2 protein-coding genes are annotated in these 1776 nt (G+C 41.9%); both read left to right on the plus strand.

Annotated features, from left to right (window positions below):
• Positions 1-297: RusA family crossover junction endodeoxyribonuclease (locus G468_RS21855; RefSeq protein WP_051297196.1), on the plus strand; the 297-nt coding region annotated here is incomplete at its 5' end.
• A 67-nt stretch (positions 298-364) separates the two neighbouring features.
• Positions 365-1405: a DNA-methyltransferase gene (locus tag G468_RS0117490; RefSeq protein ID WP_026824092.1), complete on the plus strand. Its 1041-nt coding sequence runs from the start codon at positions 365-367 to the stop codon at positions 1403-1405.
• Positions 1406-1776 lie beyond the last annotated feature (371 nt).

The raw sequence follows: 1776 nt of genomic DNA on the forward strand, positions 1-1776 counted from the left end.
CTAAGTAATAAGGCAAAAGAATTTAAAGCAACAACGGCAAAAATTGTTAATGAAATGCGCCAGAAATCCGGCTGCCAAAAATTTGAAGGTGAGGTCTCTGTATCGATGCAACTCTATCTGCCCAACAAGATAAAGCGTGATGTGGACAATTATTCCAAAGGCGTACTCGATTCTTTAACTGGAGCGGACGTTTGGAATGATGATAGCCAGGTTCGCGTGATGACCGTTGAAAAAATTAACAACACCGGCGGCGTGAAAGGTGGTAAGTGTGTCGTCGTCATTGATGAATATTGTTAACCGTCGCTGACTAAAAAATCATCAATACCCAACAAGGTAAATCTCATTTTAAATCCAAGGTAAAACGATGACTTTTTCAAACCAGCCGATATTGGTTAACGGCGATGCTTTACCATACGTCAAAACACTTCCTGATGATTCTATCGACCTGATATTGACTGACCCGCCATACTACCGTGTTAAATCCTGTTCATGGGACAGGCAATGGAAAACGACCGAACAATATCTAGCGTGGCTAGATGATTATCTTGTTGAATTCCAGCGGATATTAAAGCCAAACGGCAGTCTCTATCTGTTTTGTAGCTCAACGTTAGCCGCTGATACGGAAATTATGCTGAGAAACCACATGAAGGTGTTAAATCATATTATTTGGGCTAAACCTTATGGTCGTTGGACTGGATGCTCAAAAGAATCGCTACGCGCATTTTTTCCAAGCACTGAGCGAATATTGTTTGCCGAGCAGTACGGGGTAGAGGATACAGCAAAAAGCGAAGTGTTCGCCCCACTGATTGATTATTTCATCAACGCAAAAAATCAACTCAATATCACGGGCAAAGAAATTGAACAGTATATGGGAAGCTACATGCACCGGCATTGGTTCTCGTATTCTCAGTGGCAGCTACCGAACGAAACACAGTATGAACGTTTGCAACAATTCTTTTCACAAAAAGCAGCAGAGAAAAGGTTAGTGCCGTCTTTCTCCAAAAGTTACAATGAACTTCAGCGTGATTACGGTGAACTGACGAAAAGCTATGGCGATCTTAAGCGACAATATGAAAACTTGCGCCGACCTTTTTCTGTCACCAAAGACGTGCCGTATACCGATGTGTGGAATTTTCCACCCGTACTGTATTATCCCGGCAAACATCCCTGTGAAAAACCAGCCGCATTGCTTGAACACATTATTAACGCCAGTAGCAAGTCGGGACATACCGTAGCGGATTTCTTTATGGGATCAGGCTCAACGGTGAAAGCCGCAATTAAATTAGGTCGGCAAGCTATCGGCGTGGAATTGGAAACAGATCGATTTATGCAGACCAAAAAAGAAATAGAAAACCTCTCCCAATCATTACACCAATTGAAAGGCAGCATATACGAAGAAGGTTAAGGGTTTAATTGAAGAAGCTCAATTATTGTTAACTTTTTAAGGAAGCACAGTAGCGATCATTATGAACAACATAGAATTCATTGAAAATCATGTGGTAAATGAACTTGTTAAGCAGGGTTACGAGCAATCTGTAGCCAGAATCAGTGCAGATATCGCCGTGGAACATTATTGCCGAAATTCAGCGAGTACAAAGGGCAGGATTTTTGCAGATTGTCTACATGCTGCCAAAGTATGGGCTGGAAAGTATCAGCCTCAAATCAAAAGATAACGAGGAGTACCCCATGTGGATATTAATCCTGGCTATGTATGCCAGTCCTTACTCATCCAGTAACGTAGCCAGCCTTCATACACAGGAATTTGATACTGAAAAT

The sequence above is a fragment of the Arsenophonus nasoniae DSM 15247 genome, from assembly GCF_000429565.1.
GTDB classification, from domain to species: Bacteria; Pseudomonadota; Gammaproteobacteria; order Enterobacterales; family Enterobacteriaceae; genus Arsenophonus; species Arsenophonus nasoniae.